The following is a 20266-nucleotide window of genomic DNA, read 5'->3' on the forward strand; positions in this document are numbered from 1 at the left end:
CATGAAATACCTCACGGACGGCGGGGGCGGGACCGTGGTTAACAGGGTGTAACCGCGCTGACGGGGGTCTGCCGCGGTCCATTTCAGAAAATGCGCTCCTGGCGTGCCCGTGCACGGCCGGTTTTTACATGGCGCGGTTTGTAAGGGGTAAGGAGAGTTTCGATGGCGGTGATCAATGGCAACAGTGGCAACAACACCCTGAACGGCACCGGTAACGATGACCGGATCAGCGGGCGGGGCGGCAATGACCTCATGCGCGGCCGGGCCGGTCAGGACACGATGTATGGCGGCTCGGGCCGGGATGAGATGTATGGCGGCAATGACAATGACCGCATGTTCGGGGGCAGCGGTCACGACTTCATCCGGGGTGGCCGGGGCGATGATTACGTCCGCGGGGGGGGCGGCAATGACACGATCGAGGCGGATCTCGGCACCAACAACGTCCATGGCGGCGGCGGCAATGACGTGATCGTCTCCAGCGGCGCGGGTCTCTACCGGGGCGGGTCGGGCGATGACGTGATCCATGCGGGCAACGGTGCGAACGAGACGCTCGACGGGGGCGCGGGCAATGACACGCTCGACGCCACGCACTGGAACGGCAACTATGAGATCAGCCTCGCCACCGGTGTCACCAACTGGTCGCCCGAGAGCTTCATCAATTTCGAGAATGTCATGACCGGCGACGGGGATGACGACATCGAGGGAACCGACGGCGCCAATGAGATCCGCGTGGGCGACGGCGATGACACCGTGCAGGCCTGGGGCGGCGACGATCTCGTTTATGGCGGCGCCGGGGACGACAACCTCGATGGCTGGAGCGGGAATGACACGGTCAACGGGGGGGATGGCAACGACACGGTCTACGGCTATTCCGGCGATGACCATCTGCGCGGCGGGCGCGGCAATGATACCGTACGTGGTGAGAGCGGCGATGATTTCGTTGGCGGCGGTGACGGCGACGACCTGGTCCATGGCGGGGCCGGCGACGACACCGTGCGCGGCGGTGAGGGCGCCGATGAGATGTGGGGCGGCAGCGGCGAGGACGTGTTCGATTTCGACACGGCGTCCGAGACCAGCGGCAGCACGGTCATGGATTTTGAGGGCGCGGGCGGCTGGCATACCGGGGACCGGATCGACCTGCGCAGCATTGACGCGATTGCTGGCGGGGATGACGACGCCTTCACCTTTTATGGTGAGCAGAGTTTCTGGGACGGCTATTTCAAGGGCGACGGGGCGCTCTGGGTTCAGGAGGTCGGCGGCGACACGCGGCTTTACGGCCGGATCGACTCGGATGTTGAGATCAACATGACCATCCATGACGGCGCCACCACCGCCGGCGACTGGAACCGGACCGATTTTTATCTCTGAGGCGTGGGCGGCTGGAGCCTGGCCCCGGCACGGAACAGAGGGGTGAAACCCCGCCGTGCCAGCGCCGACCTCCCCGTCACGCCAGAGGCGTGCCAATGAATACCGGCGTGCCTCCGGCACGACGGGAGGCGCTATTGCGCCACCCGAGGTCCGCGATGCCCTCAGGGGAAGGGCGGAAATGTTGGGCGGCGCTTTCACAGGCGACCGCCCCTGCCCCCTCACGTCCGCGCGTAGACGTCCTCGTAGCGGATGATGTCGTCCTCGCCGAGATATGGACCGGACTGGACCTCGATGAGGTGAAGGTCGACCTTGCCGGGGTTTTCCAGGCGGTGGACGGCGCCGAGCGGGATGTAGACGGACTGGTTTTCCGACAGGAGCTTGACCTCCTCGCCCACGGTGACGCGCGCGGCCCCCTCAACAACCACCCAGTGCTCGGAGCGGTGGACATGGGACTGCAGCGACAGCTGCCCGCCGGGATGGACCATGATGCGCTTGACCTGGAAACGCGGACCCAGAGAGAGCGTCTCGTACCAGCCCCAGGGGCGGTGGAAGCGCGGAAAGTCGGTGGCTTTGGCGGAGCCTTTGGACTTGAGGACCTGCACGGCCTCCTTGACCCGCTGGCCGTCGGTCATGTCGGTGACGAGCACGGCGTCATGCATGGCGATGGCGGCGATGTTTTTCAGTCCGATCCCCACAAGCGTCTGGTCGTCGCTCTCGGCGCGCAGAAGCGTGTCCTCGCAGTCGATGGCATGGGCGTCACCATAAAGGGCCACGCCGTTTTCGTCCTGACCCATTTCCAGCGCGATGCTGTCCCAGGAGCCGAGATCGGACCAGTGGCCGGCATAGGGCACCACGGAGAGGTTTTCGGATTTCTCCATAATGGCGTAGTCGATGGAGATGTCCGGGCTGCGCTCCCAGGCTTTGGGATCGAGGCGCAGGAAGGACAGGTCGGTCTCGGCCTGGTCCACGGCCACGCGCACCGCGGCGGTCAGTTCGGGCTGGAGCCGCTCGAACGCCTCGATGATCACGGGGATGGAGAAGAGGAAAATGCCGCTGTTCCACAGATGACGTCCGCCGGCCAGCATGGTCTCCGCCGTGGCCGCATCGGGTTTTTCCACGAAGCGTGCCAGTTTGTGCGGCGCGGGGGCGGCCTCCATGTCCGGGGCGTTTTCCAGCTCGAGATAGCCGTAGCCGGTCTCGGGACGGTCCGGCTTGATGCCGAAGGTCACCAGATCGCCACCATCGGCGGCCTGAACCCCGGCCCGGACGGCCTGCTGGAAGCCTTCCGCATCGGACATGGCGTGATCGGAGGCGCAGATGAGCAGAAAGCCCTCCGGATCGGTCTTGGCCACATGCATGGCGGCGGCGAGAACCGCGGGCGCGGTGTTGCGGCCCTCCGGCTCGATCAGCACCGCACCAGGCGCGCGGCCGATGCCGGCGAGCTGCTCGGTGGCGATAAAGCGGAAATCCGAGCCCGTAACGATGACGGGGGCGGCGAATTCCGGCTCGGGGAATCGGGCGACGGAGGCCTGAAACAGACTCATTTCCCCCAAAATTCGGCTAAACTGCTTGGGATAACTCGCCCTCGAAAGCGGCCAAAGGCGGGTTCCGGACCCCCCACACAGGATAACCGGGGTAATCGTCTGTGACATCGTTTACCACTCCTTATACAAAATACGGCGAACCGGGGTCTGCCCCCTGGTTCTTCAACGGGATATACACTATGCTCGTGGGACGGGTCATGCCACAACGAACTGAATAACCGATCCGAACCGACGGCCGTCATGGCCCTGATGAGTGAGTAGAGTACCTGAAGTGAAAATTTCCGTATTTGGGCTTGGTTATGTTGGTATCGTTTCGGCCGCGTGTCTCGCCCGCGACGGGCATGAGGTCACCGGAGTTGATCTTCTTCCCGAAAAGGTCGATCCTGTAAATCAGGGATTGAGTCCAATTGTTGAGGACGGCGTTGGCGACATGGTCGCCGCCGGGGTTGCCGCGGGACGTCTGCGCGCGACATCCGACGCCGGAGAGGCTATTGCCGCCTCGGATGTGAGTTTTGTCTGTGTGGGCACGCCGTCGCGGCGCAACGGCAGCCTGGACACCTCGGCCATCGAGCGGGTCTGCGTGGAGATCGGGGCGGCCATTGCCGCAAAATCCACGCCGCATCTGGTTGTGATCCGCTCCACGGTCACGCCGGGCACCCTGCGCGGGCTGATCATTCCCGCCCTCGAGGGCGCCTCCGGGCTGAAAGCGGGGGATGGCCGTCTGCAGGTGGCCAACAACCCGGAGTTTCTGCGCGAGGCGACGGCGATTTATGATTACGACAACCCGCCCAAGACCGTGGTGGGATGTGATGAGGCGGATGTGGGCGAAACGCTGATGGGAATTTATGCCGATCTGCCCGGCCCGAAGATCGTCACGGCCCCGGACGTGGCGGAGATGGTGAAATACGCCGACAACGCCTGGCATGCGGTCAAGGTCGCCTTCGCCAACGAGATCGGAAATATCGCCAAGGCGGTTGATGTGGACAGCTGGGAGGTGATGGATATTTTCTGCCAGGATACCAAGCTGAACATTTCCACGAACTACCTCAAACCAGGATTTGCCTTTGGCGGCTCCTGCCTGCCCAAGGACGTACGCGCGCTGACCCATGCGGGACAGCAGCTCGATCTGGGGCTGCCTCTGCTCAATTCGCTGATCCCCACCAACATGGAACAGGTTGACCGGGCCCTGGAGCGGGTTTTGGAGGCGGGCTGCCGCAGGGTGGCGTTTCTGGGCATCAGTTTCAAATCCGACACCGACGATCTGCGCGAAAGCCCGCAGGTGGCCCTGGTGGAGCGGCTGATCGGCAAGGGGGTCGATCTGGCGATTTATGACCGCAACGTGCATCTGGCCCGTCTGGTCGGGGCGAACAGGGCCTATATCGAGCAGGTCATCCCGCATATTGCGGATATTCTTTCCGATGATCTGGAGGCGGTGGTGGCCCATGGGGATCTGATCGTGGTGGGCAATGGCGCGCGGGAATTCGAGCGCCTGCCCGACCTGATGCGCCCTGGACAGACACTGATCGACCTTGTACGCATCCCCGCGCTCGCGGAGGCCCTGGGGGACCGGTATGATGGCATCAACTGGTAGCGAAACAGGTCGGGACGGCCTGGACGCAAACGGACCCGGCGCCGGACGGCGGGTTCTGATCGTCGTGGAAAACCTGCCCGTGCCCTTTGACCGCCGGGTCTGGTCGGAGGCCACCACCCTGGTGGCCGCGGGCTATTCGGTTTCGGTGATCTGTCCCACGGGCAAGGGCTATGAGGCGCCCTACGAGCTGATCGACGGGGTGCATGTCTACCGCCACAAACTGCGCGAGGAGGGCGAGACCGGCCTCATGCAGTACATCCGTGAATATGGCAGCGCGCTGTGGAGCGAGCTGCGTCTGGCGCACCGGGTCCGCCGGGAGCGGGGCGTGGACGTTCTGCATGGCTGCAACCCGCCGGACCTGATTTTCCTCATCGCCTGGACCCTGCGGCCCTTTGGCGTGCGCTATCTGTTTGACCATCACGACATCTGTCCCGAGCTTTACGAGACCAAATTCGGCAAGCGCGGGCCATTGTGGCGGGCGATGGTTCTGTTCGAGTGGCTGAATTTCCGCACCGCCTCCGTGTCCATCGCAACGAATGATTCCTATGCCGACATCGCGCGCAGCCGCGGCGGCAAGGCGCCGGGCGACGTGTTTGTGGTCCGCTCCGGGCCGAAGATCGACAACATGCGCATCCAGGAGCCGAAACCGGAGCTGCGCAAGGGCGCGAAACACCTGATCGGCTATGTGGGCGTGATCGGCCAGCAGGAGGGGCTCGACCTTCTGGTGGAGGCGGCCGAACATCTGACGGGCCCGATGGGGCGTGGGGACGTGCATTTTGGCATTGTGGGCGACGGGCCGCAGCGCTCGGAGATCGAGGATCTGGTCCGCGAACGCGGCCTTGAGCGGTTCTTCACCTTCACCGGGCGCGCGCCCAATGACGTGCTGCTCGACATGCTCAACACGGCCGATATCTGCGTGAATCCTGACCGGGCCACGCCGATGAACGATCTGTCGACCATGAACAAGATCCTTGAATACATGGCGCTGAAGAAGCCGGTGGTGCAGTTTGACCTGCGCGAGGGGCGGATTTCGGCGGGCGAGGCCTCGCTCTACGCGAAAAAGAACGATCCCGTTGATTTCGCTGAGAAAATCGTCGAACTGCTCGATGATCCGGAGGCGCGGGAGCGCATGGGCGAGCTGGGCCACCGGCGCATCCTCGACCATCTGTCCTGGGAGCATTCGATCCCGCCCCTGCTCGCGGCCTATGAGCGTATTTTCACCAAGATGGGCCGGGCCGTGCGCGCGCCCTCCCCCCGTCAGGTCTCCGCGGCCACCGGTTCCGGGTCCGACTGAGGGCTCCACCCTCCCCGCATACCCGCCTCCGTGCTACACTGTGCCCTGGACCGGAGGGGTCCGGCAGGGGAGGACATGGCATGGCACTGACCGGATGGCTGAAAATTCCCGGTATCGGGGGCGAGGCGCTCGACCGCGGGCATGAGGGCGACATCGACATTTACCGCATGACCTGGGCCGTGGCCCAGACAACGCCGGCGCAGACCGGGCGGGGCAGAACGCGGTCGCGGCCCATGGTGGACAGGCTGACCTGCCACAAGCGCACGGATGCGGCGAGCGTCTATCTGGCGCTGGCCTGTCTGGAGGGCAAATCGTTTCCGGAAATGGTGGTGACCCTGCGCCGGGAAACCGGCGGGGCCGCCCATGAGCATCTGACCGTGACGCTGCGCAATGTGGTGGTGACGGGCTTTGACATGGATACCGGCCGCACCGGCCCGGACGGGGAACGGGACGCGGATGAGACGGTGTCCCTGTCCTTTGAACGGATCGGCATGCTCTACAGCCGCCCCCGCGACGGCCGCGGCCCCGGGGAGGAGCATGAGATTGAGTATGACATTATGGCGGGGGTTTAGGGGGGCGACTGGTTTCAGCCGGATGGATCAGCTCTCCCGGAACACCGGGGGCATGCGGCTGGTGTGAAGGATGGTTTCGATGCTCACGATCCCCTTGGCCTCATCAACGGCATAGTAGATGCAGTAGGGATACCGTGGCACGGCCAAACGGCGGGTGTCATCCTGGTAAACGCGCCCCAGGAACGGGTGCTCGGTCAGCATCTCCGCAACGGTCAGAATGTGATCAATCACCCGCACCGCAGCGGATGCGTTGCGGTAAACAAGCCAGCGTTCGATATCGCGGAGATTATCGCGACTGAGCGGGGAATATATCAGCCTCATTCAAGGCCGAATTCCTTGCGGATATCTTCCGCCGTAATCCCCTTCCCCGCCGCGATCTGGGCTTTGCCAATGGCAATCTGTTCCCGCACATGCGCCTCATGACCAGGTCCGGGACGCTCATCGGGATCGATGGTCAGCCATTTCTCGAGTTCATCTGTTCGCGGGCGCATGTTCATAACGGCAGTCTAGTCCCAAAAAGTCCGATTTTGCAATCAGCGCCTGAAAAAAGCCCTGACGGAGGGTTTCCGTCAGGGCTTTGTTTTTGCTTACCCCCGGGCGCAGGGCCCGGCTGATCCGGTGGGGATCAGGCTTTGGCGGATTTGCGGCGGTAGCGGATGCCCGCGAGGGCTGCGACGCCGGTGAACAGCAGGGCTGCGGCGGGCGGCAGCGGCACGGGAGCCACCTTGGCCACCATGACACCATCGATGCCGAAGCCGTCATTGTTGCGGTTGTGGCCCATTTTGATGGTCAGGTCGTCCACGGCCTCGTCCAGCATGATGGTCACATAGTGGATATTACCGTTGGACAGACGCGTGTTACCGGCCAGGTTGGAGAACTTTTTGTCGCCCACCTTGATGGAGAACTTGCCGCCAACATCGGCCGCATCAACCACGAAGAAGGAAATGGCGTTGAACTCGCCCTTGTCCTTAATGCGCCATTTGATGCCCTGGTTGTCATTGCTGTCGAGCCAGTTGCCGCCAACGATCGACTGGTTGGGCGTGTTGGCGTGATAGCGGCCCCACGGCATGGCGGCGTCATTGCGCACGGCCAGGCTGGCGCCGTCACCCACGACGGAGTGACCCGAACCGGTGGCCCCGTAGGCCTTGAAATTACCGACGCCGGTGTTCTTCGGATTGGTGGTTCCGAACGAGCCGTTCCAGGCGTTGTTCGATTCGAAATTCTCGTAGTGGAGATTCGAAATGCTGTGACCCTGCACAAAATTCCTCATGGCGCCCTGGGCACTTACCAGGTCGGACCGTTCGAATTTCTGAAGGTCAAGTGAAACACCAACCGCACCTGCGGTCGAAGCGGAAAACAGTACGGCAGCCGCAACGGCGCCGCGCACATAAGCACGAATACTAGTCATGTCAGGCAAAACCCCTCTTACCCCTGAGCATTTGTTTATACCTGCGGTTGTTTTATGTCAATTTGGATTCAATGTTTTCCGGCGGTTTGGTAAACGCCCGTGACGGAAATGACGCAGCCGCGGGGGCGGGAAATCCGGGCTCCGGACGGGTCGCCGCCAGGGGGGCCGGGCGGGATTTCTTCAATTAAGGAATACCTTTAGATATTAACTGCACCCTAACCATTTCCGCCCAGGTATGGGGCCCGAGAGTTTATGGTTAATGACCGGGGCGTCACGAGATGGATATGCTTGATTTTGGTGCGGCAGCGGGTGTCATGCTCGGTGGTGCGGCCCTGTTTTTGCCGGCATGGGCCTGGGCCCGCCGCAGCAGGATGGCCGCCCTGAAATCCGGCACCGCGGTCGTGCAGACCCCCCATCAGCACACCGCCCCCCAGGCACCCGTTCCCATGCCCGCCAGCCTGCCCGCAGCCCAGGCCCCGGCCCAGGAGGGCAAGGGCATGGCCCGTCTCGCCGCGCTTGAGAAGGCCCATGAGGAGCTGGTGGCGAAGATGGAGGCCATGGCCGAGGAGGCCCGGGCCCCGGATGAGAAGCTGCGCACCATGGCCGGTCAGCTGGTGGCCGTGATCCGTGACAAGAACACCACCTTTGAGGCCGCGCTTGCCGGTCTGGAACAGCTGCGCGGACGGCTGCGCAGTCTTGAGGAAATCGGCGAACTGGTGGAATCGCGGGAGATGCTGGACGCGCTGGTGGACCGGATCGACCGGGTCCGCTCGTCCCAGTCGGCCGAGGCCGCCGCCCTCGAGGCCCGCATCCGCGCGCTGGAATCCGCCGGGGGCGAGAACCCCTTCTCGGAGATATCCGAACAGCTTACCCGCCTTTATGCCCAGAAGGATGACGGTCTGGCCGCGGTTCTGACGCGGCTTGCCCCGTTCGAGAACCGCCTGAGCGAGCTTGAGGGCCGCGCCCCCGCCCGGGAGACCCTGTCGCGGATGGAGGAGCAGATGGCGGAGCTGCAGAAAGCCAATGGCGATCTGCAGGCGCGTCTGGCCGGGCTGAAATCCGAGACCGGATCGGCCGCGGAAATCGCGGGCCGTCTGGAGCAGATCCACACCCGCAAGGATGCGATGTCCGTGGCCATGCTGGAGCGCATTGAGGCGCTGGAGCAGACCGTGGCCGCCCGTGGTCCCGAGGCCGCGCTCGACCAGATGTCGCGCCGTCTCGACGCGCTGAAGGAATCCCATGCCGCGGCGGAGGCGCGCATTCGCGAGCGTCTCGACGGGCTGGAAAAACCCGGCGAGAGCCCGTTTGCGGAGATCTCCAGCCAGCTCACCCGGCTCTATGCCCAGAAGGACACCGCCGTGGAGACCGTGCTGTCGCGGCTCATTCCGCTGGAGACGAAACTCCAGGAAATTGAGGTCGCGCTGACGGACATGGATCCGCAGGCCAACCTCAATGATCTTAATACGCGTATTGAGGCGCTGTCGGTTGCCGGCACCGCCGCCGAGGACCGGCTGCGCGGCTCGATCTCGCGGCTTGCGGAAGCCCATGGCGAGACCCGCAGCGAACTGGGCGCCCTGCGCCGGGAGACCGGATCCATTTCGGATCTGGGTGAACGGCTTGAGCGCATCCATGCCCAGCGGGAGGAGCACGCGAAAAACACCGCCGACCGCCTGGCGCGGCTTGAGCAGGACATGGCGACCCGCGACCCGCAGAAGATGCTCGAGCGGTTCAACGAGCGCTTTGCGGCCATGAAGGAGGCCCATGCGGCCGCCGCCGAGGAACTGCGCGGGCGCATTGCGGCCCTGGAAACCCCTGGCGAGAGCCCGTTTGCGGAAATCTCAGAACAGCTCACCCGGCTTTATTCCCAGAAGGACACCACCATGGAGGCGGTGTTCACGCGCCTGGCCCCGCTCGAGAAGAAGCTGGTGGAACTGGAGCAGGACCTGCATTCGCGCGACCCGCAGGTGGCGCTGGATCATTTCGCCGGGCGGCTTGATGCCATGAAGGAGGCCTATGAGGCCGGGTTCATCGCCATCCGCAAGGCCCAGGAGGCCGGGTTTGAGGCGGTCAAATCCGCCTCCGACAGCCGCCTCGACGCCATGCGCGAAACCAATGCGGCCGTCGCCGGCGACATCAAGTCGCGGCTTGAGGCGCTGGAAAATCCTGGCGAGAGCCCGTTCTCGGAAATCTCGGCCCAGCTGACCCGGCTCTATGCCCAGAAGGACGCCACCACCGGCACCATTCTGGAGCGCCTTGGCCCGCTGGAGAAGAAACTGGCCGATCTGGAGCGGGGCATGCGCGCCCGCGATCCGGAAGCGGCGCTCGATCATTTCTCCGAGCGGCTTGATACCATGAAGGAGGCCTGGGAGGCCGGTCTTGCGGCGGTCCGGGAGAACCAGGACACGGCGCTCGAGGCGCTCAAACGCTCCCAGGAGGCGGGTCTTGCCTCCATGCGTCAGGCCCAGGACACCCGCATCGAGGCCATTCGCGAAACCCATGCCCAGACGGCGCGGGACGTGAAGGAACGGCTCGGTGCGCTGGAAAACCCCGCCGACAGCCCGTTTGCGGAAATCTCCGAACAGCTCACGCGGCTTTACGCCCAGAAGGACACCACCGTGGAGGCCGTGTTTGCGCGGCTCGCGCCGCTGGAGGCCAAGCTCGATACGCTTGAGGAGGAGATGATCTCCCGCGATCCCAAGGCGATGCTCGACCATTTCGCCGGACGGCTTCTGGCCATGAAGGAGACGTATGAGACCGGGCTTGAGACCGTACGCGAGGCCCAGGACGCGCGGTTTGAGGCGATGCGCGAGACCAATGCCGCCGTGGCCGGCGACATCAAGGCCCGGCTTGAGGCGCTGGAAAATCCAGGCGACAGCCCGTTTGCGGAAATCTCCGAACAGCTTACCCGGCTTTATGCCCAGAAGGACGCCACCGTGGAGGCCGTGTTTGCGCGCCTCGCGCCCTTGGAGGAGAAACTCTCCGATCTGCGCATGGAACTCGACGGGCGCGATCCCCGTGCGGCGCTCGACCAGTTTGGCGAGCGGCTGCTGGCGGTGCGCGAGGCCCATGAGGCCGGACTCGAGTCCGTGCGCCGCGAACAGGCGGCGGGACTGGAGCGTGTGGATGAGCGCCTGACGGAAATGCGCGAGACCCATGAGGCGGGCATCCGCTCGGTGCGCGAGGCCGGTGAGGCCGGGCTTGAGGCCGTGCGCCGCGAACAGACCGCGGGACTTGAGCGCGTGGACGAGCGCCTGACGGAAATGCGCGAGACCCATGAGGCGGGCATCCGCTCGGTGCGCGAGGCCGGGGAGACGGGGCTCAGATCGGTCCGTGAGGCCAATGAGGCCGGGATCGAATCCCTGCGTGAGACCCAGGCCATGGCCCTTGACCAGGTCCGCACCGCCCATGAGATCCGTTTTGACGCCATGCGCCGCGCCCATGAGACGGCGGAGACCGGCATCAACGCCCGTCTCGACGACCTGGAGAACCCAGGCGAGAGCCCGTTTGCGGAGATCTCCGAACAGCTCACAAGGCTTTACGCCCAGAAGGACGCCACCGTGGAGACGGTGTTCGCACGCCTGGCGCCGCTGGAGGAAAAACTCGGCGCGCTGGAGCAGGAAATGGTCGCCCGCGATCCCAAGGCGGTGCTGAAATGGTTCGGCGACCGACTCAAGGCGCTCAAGGAGGCCCATGTGGCCGCCGAACAGCGTACCGGCGAGCGGCTGGCGGCACTTGAGAACCCGGAGGTCGATCCGTTCGCGGAAATCAACGGGGAACTGGCGCGGATCAGTGCCGAGAAGGACGCGAGCGTGGAGACGGTTTTTGCACGCCTGGCCCCGCTCGAGGAGAAACTCGGCCAGATGGAGACCGGTCTGACGGCCCAGGTCGAGGCGTTCAATGCCCGCGACGAGGTGGTCAGCGAGCGTCTGGAAAAACTGCGCCTGATGGCCCAGGACACCAGCCGCTACGACGACCTGACCGAACAGCTGCAGAAGTTCTATGCCGACAGCCGCGCGGATATCGACGCGGTTCTGGCCAAGCTCACCCCGGTCGAGCAGCGGCTTGGCAAGCTGGAGGAGAACCCCTGGGATCCGGAGGCCGACGAGGCCCGCGCCCAGGCCCAGGCCATCGCCACCCAGATGATCGCGGCCCGTGCCGCGGCCGAGCATACGGAACTGTTCGCCAACCGGCTGTCGCTGCTGGAAAGCACCCTGCCCCGGCTCTCCGCCGCGCAGTCCGTGCTGATGCAGACCCTGGAACACCAGGGCGACGGCGCGAAACTCGCCCAGCAGGTGGCCGACGCGATCGGTTCAAAGGGGAAAAAGGACGCGGCCACCGCCGCGATCACTGACACCTCCGCGGACACCCCCGACGACCAGGCGGAGACCGGCGCGGCCCCGGCCGCCGCTGCGGCGGAGCCGGAAAAGCCCGCTGAAACCGCGGCGCAGGACACATCAGAGGAGGCCAAACCGGCGGCAAAGCCGCTCAGCCTCGATGACGATGTCTGGGACATGCCCCAGCTCGTTTCCCTGCACCGGAAATAGGCGCGGCGGGCCTGAAGTGCCCGCCCCAAAAACAAAAGACCGGGCGCGGGGCCCGGTCGAATTCTCATGTGCGGGTCCGAAAACCCTGTCCGGGGTGCGCGCGCCTCAGGCGCCGTAGACGCTTTCACGGGCGACGCGGCGCAGATCGCTGCCGGTCAGTCCCAGATCGTCCAGCTCACGGGCGCTCAGGGCCTGGAGCTCATTGAGGGTCGCGTTATAGGTCATCGCGTCGGCAACGCTCCTGCGCAGGTTTGCGATGAAACCACCAAAGATTCCGGAGAGTGATACGCTGTTATCCGGTGCTGCTACATATGCCATTACTACGGTCCTTTCGACCTTCCGGCACGAACCCGTTCCGCGCCGATTACATCCTGGTATTCCGGAAACGCCCCTTGCGTTCCCGCCTTCCATGACCAGGAAGATAGTCATGTTGCAGCGCGGCACAACTGACGGGATCGAAGACCCGCCATGCGAAAAATGCAGGTCTTTGGAGGGGCCTGGCCGAACACGTTCACGTGAGCGGCCGGCCGGTCAGTCGGCCAGTTTTTCGTAATCGCCCATTTTGAGGTATTTCAGTTCCCGCGCCAGTTTGATCGCCGGGCGCAGGCCAAACATGATCGACCCGACCAGGAAGAGCCAGGTCCCGGCCCGGGTCGTGTCCTCGTTAAAAAACAGGACCGAACCGACCACGAACAGCACCGCCGCGCCGAAATCGTTGATCGTGTAGAGGATCTCGTAAAACGCGTAGATCCGCTTGTGCTCGGGGCTGCGGTTGCGGTTGTCGGGGTGAAACAGCGTCATGTCATTCTCCTGCCGGACCTGGACAGGGCGGCTTTGCCCCCTGCGGTCGTTATTTCCGCGGCGAAGGCCCGAAGGCCCCGGGCAGGACCGCCCCGCTCCAACGGGTTTGCCTGTCGCCGTGGCCCATGACTAGGGCGTTTTGGGGGGAAGCTGAATCGAAAACATCTTCAGCGAAACAGTGAAATGACGGGGCCGCGGGGCGCGTTTTTCCGCCCCAAAAACAAAAGACCGGGCACGGGGCCCGGTCGAATTCCTTTAAACCGTCAGCCGGGGGGAAGCCCCGGCCCGAAGCGCGCTCAGGCGCCGTAGACGCTGTCATGGGCGACGCGGCGCAGGTCGCTGCCGGTCAGACCAAGATCGTCCAGCTCACGGGCGCTGAGGGCCTGGAGCTCGGTGAGGGTGCGGTGGAACGTCATCGCGTCGGTTACGCTTTTGCGCAGGTTTGCGAGAAAACCACCAAAGGTTCCGGAGAGGGATACGCTGTTATCCGGTGCTGCTACATATGCCATTACTACGGTCCTTTCGACCTTTCGGCACGAACCCGTTCCGTGCCGCCTTACATCCTGAAACTCCGAAAACGCCGTTTGCGTCCCCGTCATTCATGACCCTGAAGATAGTCATGTTGCAGCGCGGCACAACTGACGGGATCGAAAACCCGCCATGCAGGGAATGCAGGTCTGAAAAGGCCCCGGTCAGGCCGGGAGGTCCACCGGGCGGCCCGTGCGGGAGGAGGTTTCAATGGCTCCGATCAGCCGGTGGGACACCAGGGCCTCGCGCCCGGTGACCAGGGGTTTGCGCCCCGTCCGGACGGCATCGATGAAATCCTCGATCACGGCCTGGTGCCAGTCATAACGGCTCGAGAGAATACCCTCTTCCGGACCAGGGGCGGTGCGGGCGACCTCCTCACTGGTGCCGTCGCGACGGCTGAGGACAAGCGTATCCTTATCCATCCGCAGTGAGCCCTTTTCGAAATGCAGGGTGATGACCTCGGTGCGGTGGGGATACATGGCGGTGCTGGCCACGAAGGATCCGGACGCGCCATTGGCGAAAGTCAGGCCCGCAAGGGCGAAATCCTCCGCCTCCATGCGGTGCAGCGGCGTGGTGGCGGTCATGGCCTGAACGCGGGTCACCGGGCCGGTGAGGCTGAGCGCGAGGTCGAGGGAGTGGATGCCGTTGGTGATCATCACGCCGCCGCCATCGCGGGCATAGGTGCCCCGGCCCGGCTCGTCATAATAGGACTGGTCGCGCCAGAGCGGCACCGCGATCTCGACAAGACCGAGCCTGCCAAGCTCCCCGCTCTCCACGATCCGTTTTGCGGCCACCGCCGGGGCGCGGACCCGGTGCTGAAACAGAACCCCCAGGGTCACGCCCGCCCGCTCGCAAATTTCGACGACCTCCACGGCCTCCTCCGTGGTGCGGCCCACGGGTTTTTCGAGCAGCACGTGCTTGCCCGCCACCGCAAGGGCGCTGATGAGCTCGTTCCGCACGCTGGGCGGCGTGGCGACGATCACCATCTGGATGGCGGGATCATTCACGATCCCGGTGAGGTCATCGGTAAAGACGGGCTCCACACCGTGGCAGTATTCCTTAAGGTAATGCGCGCGCTCCGGCCTGCGGGAGACGACCGCGTGCAGCCGCGCCACATCCCCAGCCGCGGACAGGGCCGCAACATGGGTTTTTGCGATCATGCCCGCCCCGACCAGCGCGACCCCCATCCGTGCGTTTTCCACCGGTTTATCCATGTCCCGTCGCTCCCTACCCCCGTGTCAGCCTTCCGTATCCGACAAATCCGGCCTGGAGACCAGCCCGGGGGAGTGGGTCGGCCCCGCATTTCGGACCGCTCCGCGCTGGAGCGTTATGCGAAAGACCCGCATCCCCCAACGCGGCCTGAAATCAGGGATTTCAACGCATTGCGAAATGAGGGAGTTATCAGGTCATTCGTCAAACGCCACAGAGCCTGTCCATGACCCGCACGGACCGCCCCCTGCATGCCCTGTTTCAGATCCTGCTGCTCTGGCTCGCCGGGCTGGGGGCGGCGGCGCAGTTTGCCAAGATCAGCGTGATTTTTGCCGATATCCGCGCGCTTTATCCCGGGGTCGGGCCCGAACTTGGCCTGCTGGTGTCGCTTCTGAGCAGTCTTGGCATTGTTTTTGGCATGACGGCGGGGGTGATCCTGGTACGGGTGGGGTTCCGGCGGCCGCTTGTGGCGGCGCTTCTGCTCGGGGCTGTGGTGTCGCTCTGGCAGTCCACCCTGCCGGGGTTTTCCGCGATGCTGGTGAGCCGGGTGATCGAGGGCTGCGCCCATCTGGTGATCGTGGTCGCCGCCCCCACCATGATGGCGCGGGTTGCGCCGGAGGGATACCGGGGCGTGGCAATGACCCTGTGGGGGACGTTTTTTGGCGTGGCCTTTGCCGTGGTGGCCTGGATCGGCCTGCCCTTTGTGGAGGTCCATGGTCCCGCCGCGCTGTTTCAGGTGCACGCGGCCTGGATGGCCGGGGTGGCGGGTCTGGTGGCGCTGGGGTTTCGCGAACCGGTCCGGTCGGGCCCCGCCCCTGCCCCGCTGACACTGGCGGGCGTGTGGCGGCAGCATCTGCGGGCCTATGCCTCGCCCGCGATGTCGGCCCCCGCACTTGGCTGGTTTTTCTACACCATGACGTTTGTGTCGCTGCTCACGATCCTGCCGGAGATGATCCCGGAAAGCGCGCGGGCGCTGACCGTGGGGGTGATGCCGCTGGCCAGTATTGTGGTGTCGCTGTTTGGGGTGTCGGCGCTGTTGCGGGTGATGCCGGCGACCTGGATCATTCTGGCGGGATTTGGGCTCTCGGCGGTGCTAATTCTGCTGCCTGCGACGGGCCTGCCGGTGGCGGTGACCGGCGTGGCCCTGTTCGGGGCGCTGGGGCTGGTGCAGGGGGCGAGTTTCGCGGCCGTGCCGGAGCTGAACCGGGAGACCGGGGATCAGGCGCTCGCCAACGGGGCGGTGGCGCAAATGGGTAATCTGGGGAACACGCTGGGCACGCCGTTTCTGCTGATAATGCTGGCCGCCGGCGGGTTTGGCGGCATGATCCTGGCGGTGGCGGGCTGTTATCTCTGTGCCGTTGCGGTGCATCTGTGGCTGGCCGCACGCCGGCGCAAAGCGGGGCTTTGAGACCCGGCCGGGGTCCGCGTCCGGCCCAGGAGAGGGCCACGCGGACAACCGGTCGGACAATCAGTAGCGGTAGTCGGGGCCGGAGCGGCGGACGTTGCCGTGCCAGTCCTCGATCTGCGGGGCGGTGGTCGTGCCGGTGCTCTCAACGGAGAGGGCCTGGGCCGGTGCCAGGGCGGTGATGGAGGCGTTGTAGCCAACGGTCAGGGCCAGGATCAGCACGGCGACCCACATTGCGGTAGTTCCAAGAACGCCGGCTTCGCGCCCGGCGGCGGGGAGGGTAAAGTCTGCAGTGGTCATTTCAGTTTCCATTTCTTTATGGAGTTCGATGTTGAGCACTCCACATAGGGATGCGCGCGACATAACTGAAACGAATTTATTTGCTGATACACATCACAGGAATTGATGGATCGTTCGAGCATGGCCGGGCACCCCCTGGACTTGCCGGGCGGCGGAAATGATCCCATTTTTTCGGCAGGTGATTTTGCTGTGGGAAAAGGTGATCCGGTGGCCCGTTTCCGTTTTGCGCCCGTGATGGCGGTGTTTGTCTGTGGTCTTCTGCTGGCCGGGGCCGGTCCGGGCCGGGCGGAGACGCTGCCGGAGCTGCTGGCACCGGAGAGGACGCTGATAGCGCTTTTTGAGGCCTCGCGGGATTCGGTGGTGTCGATCACCACGGAGGCGCGGGTCTCCGACCCTTGGCGGCGGGAGGTGCGGATGGTGCCCCAGGGGAGCGGCTCGGGGTTTTTCTGGGATGATCAGGGCCATATCGTCACCAACGCCCATGTGATCCGCGGGGCCGCGGCGGCGGAGGTGCGGCTGTCGGACGGGCGGGTGTTTCCCGCACGTCTGGCGGGCACGGCGCCGATGCATGATCTGGCCGTTCTGAAAATCGATATTGGCGAGGACGCACCCCCGCCCCTGCGCCCCGGACGCAGCGTGGATCTTCGGGTGGGACAAAGCGTGCTGGCCATCGGCAATCCGTTCGGGCTCGACTGGACGCTGACCACGGGCATTGTCTCGGCTCTGGAGCGGGAGATCCCGACCCGGGAGGGCGGGCGCATCGAGGGGCTCATTCAGACCGATGCCGCGATCAATCCGGGCAATTCCGGCGGGCCGCTGATTGACTCGTCAGGGCGGCTGATTGGCGTGAACACGGCGATTTTCAGCCCCTCCGGCTCAAGTGCCGGGATCGGCTTTGCCGTGCCGGTGGACACGGTCGCGCGGGTGGTGCCGCAGCTGATCGCGCACGGGGTCTACCACCCGCCGGTGCTGGGGGTGCGGTATGATCCGCGGGTCACGGCCCTGGCGCGCAGGAACGGCATCGAGGGTGTTCCCGTTCTGGGGGTTGATCCGGGCAGCCCCGCGGAACGCGCGGGCCTGCGCCCGGCCACGCAGGGTCCGGGCGGCGCGATCCTGCCCGGCGACGTGATCCAGGGTCTGGACGGTCGGGCCATTGCGGACGGGGCCGACCTTCAGGCCGCGTTGGACGCCCATGAGGCAGGCGATGAGGTGCCGCTCAGGCTCCTGCGGGAGGGGCGTGAGGTGAAGGTTAAGGTGGTGCTGGGGACGGCGGGGTGTAAGCGGTGTTTTGATCCCACCTTCCTGAAGGCTTCCTGATCTGCGAGTCCGTTTCCGAGTATAGATTGGAATTGGAGGCTGGGTTGGTAGGAGATATATCGCTCCATATGGAGGATACTGGCCGTATGGATGTCATGGTCGGTCCTTCCGGGAAACGGCGCTGGTCTGATGCCTATAAGGGCCGTGTGGTCGCCGAAACACTGGTGCCGGGTGTTACCGTCAATGAAGTGGCGCGGCGGCACGAACTGCTGCCAAATCATTTGTCGGCGTGGCGTCGGCTGGCGAAGGAAGGCAGGCTGGCGGTTCCGGATCTGGCCGGAGCGGAGTTTGAGTTTGCGTCGTTGGTGGTTGAGCCTGTGACCGCGCCGGCTCCCGCCGCGTCCAGTGATGCGGTTGAGATCCTCTGTGGCGATGTCACGGTTCGTCTGGGGGCTGATACATCTCCCGAGCGGATAGCGGGGATTGTTCGTGCCCTGTCCGGGTCCGGATGATCTTCCCATCACAACGGGTTCGGATTGTTGTGGCGACGAAGCCGGTGGATTTCCGCAAGGGCCACAATGGACTGGCGGCTCTGGTAAAAAATGAACTGCATAAGGAGCCGTTCACCGGAACCGTTTTTGTGTTCCGCTCGAAACGTGCGGACCGTCTGAAGCTGCTCTACTGGGATGGGACGGGACTGGTTATGACGTACAAGCGGCTGGAGGAGACGACTTTCACGTGGCCTGCGGTTCGAAACGGTCTGATGTCACTTAGCCACGCGCAGTTTGAGGCCCTGTTCTGCGGTCTGGACTGGCGGAAAGTGAAGGCCCTGTCGGCCCGTCCACCGACTGCGGCAGAGTAAAAAACCATCCTTTACCCTGGTCCCCGGGCACTGGTTTTGGTAGTCCGGGATCATGATTTCGACGGCTGATCTTCCGGATGACGTGGATGCGCTCAAGGCCATGATCGTGGCGCAGAGTGAACGGAATGACCGTCTGGAAACTCTGGTTGCATCCCTCAGACAGGCCCTGTTCGGACGAAGATCCGAAAAATCCGATCCTGACCAGTTTGAACTGGCCCTCGAAGATCTTGAGACCGGTATTGCTGAGGTGGAAGCCGAACGTGAGGCTGATCCAGCGGGTGCGCAAACCCGGACCTCAAAGCCGCGCGCAACCAACCGGGGGGCGCTGCCCAAACACCTGCCGCGCATTGAGGAGGTGGTCGAGCCGGACAGCACGATCTGTCGTTGCGGTACCGAACGCCATGTTATTGGCGAAGACGTGAGTGAACGTCTGGACATTGTGCCGGCACGGTTCCGGCTGATTGTGACCCGACGCCCGAAATATGCCTGCCGTTCCTGTGAGGACGGTATCGTCCAGGCCGCCGCACCGGCACACCTGATCCCGGGCGGCATGCCAACCGAAGCCACCATTGCCCATGTGATCGTCAGCAAATACGCGGATCATCTGCCCCTGTACCGGCAGGCGCAGATCTACGGACGTCAGGGGATTGAACTTGACCGCTCCACACTGGCTGACTGGGTTGGTCGCGCGGCATTCGAGCTGCGACCCGTTTTTGATGCCCTGATCTCCGACCTGAAAAAATCGCCGAAGCTGTTCATGGATGAGACCAGAGCCCCTGTTCTTGATCCTGGCCGGGGAAAGACGAAAACCGGATACTTCTGGGCGCTGGCCCGCGACGACCGGGCGTGGGGTGGAGATGATCCGCCCGGTGTCACGTTCACTTACGCGCCCGGACGATCCGGCCAGTATGCGGATCAGATACTGCAGGACTTCCGCGGCATTCTGCAGGTTGACGGGTATGCCGGCTACAACCGGCTGATCAGGCGGCCGTCACAGGGTATTCAGCTGGCCTACTGCTGGGCGCATGCGAGGCGGAAGCTCCACGAGGTTGCCCGGACTGGAACCACACCGATCGCCGATGAGGGTTTGCGACAGATTACCGCCCTCTACAGGATCGAGAAAGAGGTCCGCGGCGAAAGCCCCGCCAGGCGGTTGGCTGCAAGACAGGAGCGCTCCAAACCCGCCCTTGAGGCATTCGGGACATGGCTCACGGCAAACCGTGCGCGGGTGTCAGCCAAATCGCCCCTTGGAGAAGCCCTGAAATACATCGCCAAATACTGGGACGGCCTCTGCCTGTTTCTGACCGACGGGCGCATCGAGATGGACTCGAACCCCGTGGAGCGAACAATCCGCCCCATCGCTCTAAACAGGAAAAACGCACTCTTCGCGGGTCATGATGCCGGAGCACAAAACTGGGCAATCATGGCGTCCCTTATCGAGACCTGCAAACTCAACGCCGTCGATCCCCACGCCTGGCTGACCGAAACCCTCACCGCAATTGTGAACGGCCACCGACAGGCCAACATCAAAGCACTGCTGCCGTGGAACCATCAACCGAAGGTGTGATCAGGACTTCGCTTAC

General features: G+C 64.2%; 19 protein-coding genes. 10 read left to right on the plus strand and 9 right to left on the minus strand.

Features of this window, described 5'->3' with window-relative positions:
- Nucleotides 1-162 precede the first annotated feature (162 nt).
- Nucleotides 163-1368 (plus strand): calcium-binding protein, encoded by a 1206-nt coding sequence (locus ACP15P_RS19155; RefSeq protein WP_424930090.1) that lies wholly within the window; start codon nucleotides 163-165, stop codon nucleotides 1366-1368.
- 218 nt (nucleotides 1369-1586) lie between these two features.
- Here the strand turns inward: ACP15P_RS19155 and ACP15P_RS19160 are convergent, their stop codons facing one another.
- On the minus strand, nucleotides 1587-3020 hold the full coding sequence (locus ACP15P_RS19160; RefSeq protein ID WP_424930091.1) for a mannose-1-phosphate guanylyltransferase/mannose-6-phosphate isomerase: 1434 nt from the start codon (nucleotides 3018-3020) through the stop codon (nucleotides 1587-1589).
- Nucleotides 3021-3183: 163 nt separating this feature from the next.
- Here ACP15P_RS19160 and ACP15P_RS19165 point away from each other — a divergent pair, with 163 nt between their 5' ends.
- From ACP15P_RS19165 to ACP15P_RS19175, 3 genes are all read left to right on the plus strand, one after another.
- Nucleotides 3184-4503 (plus strand): nucleotide sugar dehydrogenase, encoded by a 1320-nt coding sequence (locus tag ACP15P_RS19165; RefSeq protein WP_424930092.1) that lies wholly within the window; start codon nucleotides 3184-3186, stop codon nucleotides 4501-4503.
- The gene (locus ACP15P_RS19170) at nucleotides 4484-5797 is read left to right on the plus strand and encodes a glycosyltransferase family 4 protein (RefSeq protein WP_424930093.1); all 1314 of its coding nucleotides are present in this window, start codon (nucleotides 4484-4486) and stop codon (nucleotides 5795-5797) included. The genes ACP15P_RS19165 and ACP15P_RS19170 overlap by 20 nt, the downstream gene beginning before the upstream one ends.
- An 80-nt stretch (nucleotides 5798-5877) precedes the next feature.
- Nucleotides 5878-6369: an Hcp family type VI secretion system effector gene (locus ACP15P_RS19175; RefSeq protein WP_424930094.1), complete on the plus strand. Its 492-nt coding sequence runs from the start codon at nucleotides 5878-5880 to the stop codon at nucleotides 6367-6369.
- A gap of 27 nt (nucleotides 6370-6396) precedes the next feature.
- Here the strand turns inward: ACP15P_RS19175 and ACP15P_RS19180 are convergent, their stop codons facing one another.
- The 3 genes from ACP15P_RS19180 to ACP15P_RS19190 all read right to left on the minus strand — a co-directional run bounded on the left by ACP15P_RS19180 (nucleotide 6397) and on the right by ACP15P_RS19190 (nucleotide 7777).
- Nucleotides 6397-6690 (minus strand): type II toxin-antitoxin system RelE/ParE family toxin, encoded by a 294-nt coding sequence (locus ACP15P_RS19180; RefSeq protein ID WP_424930095.1) that lies wholly within the window; start codon nucleotides 6688-6690, stop codon nucleotides 6397-6399.
- Nucleotides 6687-6866 (minus strand): hypothetical protein, encoded by a 180-nt coding sequence (locus tag ACP15P_RS19185; RefSeq protein ID WP_424930096.1) that lies wholly within the window; start codon nucleotides 6864-6866, stop codon nucleotides 6687-6689. Before ACP15P_RS19185 ends, ACP15P_RS19180 begins: the two co-directional genes overlap by 4 nt.
- 128 nt (nucleotides 6867-6994) lie before the next feature.
- The gene (locus ACP15P_RS19190; RefSeq protein ID WP_424930097.1) at nucleotides 6995-7777 is read right to left on the minus strand and encodes a hypothetical protein; all 783 of its coding nucleotides are present in this window, start codon (nucleotides 7775-7777) and stop codon (nucleotides 6995-6997) included.
- Nucleotides 7778-8055: 278 nt separating this feature from the next.
- On the opposite strand from ACP15P_RS19190, the gene ACP15P_RS19195 reads away from it, so the two are divergent.
- Nucleotides 8056-12321, plus strand: coding sequence for a hypothetical protein (locus ACP15P_RS19195; RefSeq protein WP_424930098.1), 4266 nt, complete (start codon nucleotides 8056-8058; stop codon nucleotides 12319-12321).
- A 105-nt stretch (nucleotides 12322-12426) separates the two neighbouring features.
- Here the strand turns inward: ACP15P_RS19195 and ACP15P_RS19200 are convergent, their stop codons facing one another.
- From ACP15P_RS19200 to ACP15P_RS19215, 4 genes are all read right to left on the minus strand, one after another.
- The gene (locus ACP15P_RS19200) at nucleotides 12427-12639 is read right to left on the minus strand and encodes a DUF1127 domain-containing protein (protein ID WP_424930099.1); all 213 of its coding nucleotides are present in this window, start codon (nucleotides 12637-12639) and stop codon (nucleotides 12427-12429) included.
- A 213-nt stretch (nucleotides 12640-12852) separates the two neighbouring features.
- Entirely contained in the window at nucleotides 12853-13122 is a 270-nt protein-coding gene (locus ACP15P_RS19205) for a YrhK family protein (RefSeq protein WP_424930100.1), read from the minus strand.
- A gap of 296 nt (nucleotides 13123-13418) precedes the next feature.
- On the minus strand, nucleotides 13419-13631 hold the full coding sequence (locus ACP15P_RS19210) for a DUF1127 domain-containing protein (RefSeq protein ID WP_424930101.1): 213 nt from the start codon (nucleotides 13629-13631) through the stop codon (nucleotides 13419-13421).
- A 183-nt stretch (nucleotides 13632-13814) separates the two neighbouring features.
- The gene (locus ACP15P_RS19215; RefSeq protein WP_424930102.1) at nucleotides 13815-14864 is read right to left on the minus strand and encodes a Gfo/Idh/MocA family protein; all 1050 of its coding nucleotides are present in this window, start codon (nucleotides 14862-14864) and stop codon (nucleotides 13815-13817) included.
- A 221-nt stretch (nucleotides 14865-15085) separates the two neighbouring features.
- Between ACP15P_RS19215 and ACP15P_RS19220 the strand changes: the two genes are divergently transcribed.
- Nucleotides 15086-16267 (plus strand): MFS transporter, encoded by a 1182-nt coding sequence (locus ACP15P_RS19220; RefSeq protein WP_424930103.1) that lies wholly within the window; start codon nucleotides 15086-15088, stop codon nucleotides 16265-16267.
- A 60-nt stretch (nucleotides 16268-16327) separates the two neighbouring features.
- Here the strand turns inward: ACP15P_RS19220 and ACP15P_RS19225 are convergent, their stop codons facing one another.
- Entirely contained in the window at nucleotides 16328-16564 is a 237-nt protein-coding gene (locus ACP15P_RS19225; protein WP_424930104.1) for a hypothetical protein, read from the minus strand.
- Between the two features lie 189 nt (nucleotides 16565-16753).
- Between ACP15P_RS19225 and ACP15P_RS19230 the strand changes: the two genes are divergently transcribed.
- From ACP15P_RS19230 to tnpC, 4 genes are all read left to right on the plus strand, one after another.
- Nucleotides 16754-17881: a S1C family serine protease gene (locus tag ACP15P_RS19230; protein WP_424930105.1), complete on the plus strand. Its 1128-nt coding sequence runs from the start codon at nucleotides 16754-16756 to the stop codon at nucleotides 17879-17881.
- A gap of 68 nt (nucleotides 17882-17949) precedes the next feature.
- Entirely contained in the window at nucleotides 17950-18333 is a 384-nt protein-coding gene (tnpA, locus tag ACP15P_RS19235; protein WP_424928839.1) for an IS66-like element accessory protein TnpA, read from the plus strand.
- On the plus strand, nucleotides 18330-18683 hold the full coding sequence (gene tnpB / locus ACP15P_RS19240) for an IS66 family insertion sequence element accessory protein TnpB (RefSeq protein WP_424928840.1): 354 nt from the start codon (nucleotides 18330-18332) through the stop codon (nucleotides 18681-18683). The genes tnpA and tnpB overlap by 4 nt, the downstream gene beginning before the upstream one ends.
- A 52-nt stretch (nucleotides 18684-18735) precedes the next feature.
- Nucleotides 18736-20250 (plus strand): IS66 family transposase, encoded by a 1515-nt coding sequence (tnpC, locus tag ACP15P_RS19245; protein WP_424928841.1) that lies wholly within the window; start codon nucleotides 18736-18738, stop codon nucleotides 20248-20250.
- The last annotated feature ends 16 nt before the right edge of the window (nucleotides 20251-20266 follow it).

The sequence above is a fragment of the Amaricoccus tamworthensis genome (genome assembly GCF_049800875.1).
GTDB classification, from domain to species: Bacteria; Pseudomonadota; Alphaproteobacteria; order Rhodobacterales; family Rhodobacteraceae; genus Amaricoccus; species Amaricoccus tamworthensis.

Coding starts and splice junctions, on each gene's coding strand:
- ACP15P_RS19155 (WP_424930090.1), top strand. CDS start 163: ATGGCGGTGATCAATGGCAACAGTGGCAACAACACCCTGAACGGCACC.
- ACP15P_RS19160 (WP_424930091.1), bottom strand. CDS start 3,020: ATGTCACAGACGATTACCCCGGTTATCCTGTGTGGGGGGTCCGGAACC.
- ACP15P_RS19170 (WP_424930093.1), top strand. CDS start 4,484: ATGATGGCATCAACTGGTAGCGAAACAGGTCGGGACGGCCTGGACGCA.
- ACP15P_RS19175 (WP_424930094.1), top strand. CDS start 5,878: ATGGCACTGACCGGATGGCTGAAAATTCCCGGTATCGGGGGCGAGGCG.
- ACP15P_RS19180 (WP_424930095.1), bottom strand. CDS start 6,690: ATGAGGCTGATATATTCCCCGCTCAGTCGCGATAATCTCCGCGATATC.
- ACP15P_RS19185 (WP_424930096.1), bottom strand. CDS start 6,866: ATGAACATGCGCCCGCGAACAGATGAACTCGAGAAATGGCTGACCATC.
- ACP15P_RS19190 (WP_424930097.1), bottom strand. CDS start 7,777: ATGACTAGTATTCGTGCTTATGTGCGCGGCGCCGTTGCGGCTGCCGTA.
- ACP15P_RS19195 (WP_424930098.1), top strand. CDS start 8,056: ATGGATATGCTTGATTTTGGTGCGGCAGCGGGTGTCATGCTCGGTGGT.
- ACP15P_RS19200 (WP_424930099.1), bottom strand. CDS start 12,639: ATGGCATATGTAGCAGCACCGGATAACAGCGTATCACTCTCCGGAATC.
- ACP15P_RS19205 (WP_424930100.1), bottom strand. CDS start 13,122: ATGACGCTGTTTCACCCCGACAACCGCAACCGCAGCCCCGAGCACAAG.
- ACP15P_RS19210 (WP_424930101.1), bottom strand. CDS start 13,631: ATGGCATATGTAGCAGCACCGGATAACAGCGTATCCCTCTCCGGAACC.
- ACP15P_RS19215 (WP_424930102.1), bottom strand. CDS start 14,864: ATGGATAAACCGGTGGAAAACGCACGGATGGGGGTCGCGCTGGTCGGG.
- ACP15P_RS19220 (WP_424930103.1), top strand. CDS start 15,086: ATGACCCGCACGGACCGCCCCCTGCATGCCCTGTTTCAGATCCTGCTG.
- ACP15P_RS19225 (WP_424930104.1), bottom strand. CDS start 16,564: ATGACCACTGCAGACTTTACCCTCCCCGCCGCCGGGCGCGAAGCCGGC.
- tnpA (WP_424928839.1), top strand. CDS start 17,950: ATGGAGGATACTGGCCGTATGGATGTCATGGTCGGTCCTTCCGGGAAA.
- tnpB (WP_424928840.1), top strand. CDS start 18,330: ATGATCTTCCCATCACAACGGGTTCGGATTGTTGTGGCGACGAAGCCG.
- tnpC (WP_424928841.1), top strand. CDS start 18,736: ATGATTTCGACGGCTGATCTTCCGGATGACGTGGATGCGCTCAAGGCC.